A 251-nucleotide genomic window follows, 5' to 3' on the forward strand; every position below is an offset into this window, starting at 1 on the left:
ATAATGATATCATTCTTCGCATCGACAGACAGAAAATCGCGGAACTGTCAGTCGCGATTTCAATCGAACCAAGGGGCCTCGTGCCGGAATACATTGAAGCCGTACTTTTCCCTGACGATGATGTGTCGTTCGAAGACGGCAGCCGCAGAGCGAAGCTCTCGACTTCGCCCCTCTATTTTGCAAACCAGTTTACCGCTTCGGTGAAGTTCGGCGCGAGCTGGACGGATGCCTCTTCAAAGGGGGCCGACAAC

The 251-nt window shown here is 53.0% G+C and carries 1 protein-coding gene; it reads left to right on the forward strand.

Annotated elements, in window-relative coordinates; genetic code table 11:
- Positions 1 to 251, forward strand: a 251-nt coding sequence (locus AF337_RS43265) for a hypothetical protein (RefSeq protein WP_160320312.1), incomplete at both ends; no start/stop codon positions are given.

The organism is Rhizobium ecuadorense (assembly GCF_001187535.1).
GTDB lineage: Bacteria > Pseudomonadota > Alphaproteobacteria > Rhizobiales > Rhizobiaceae > Rhizobium > Rhizobium ecuadorense.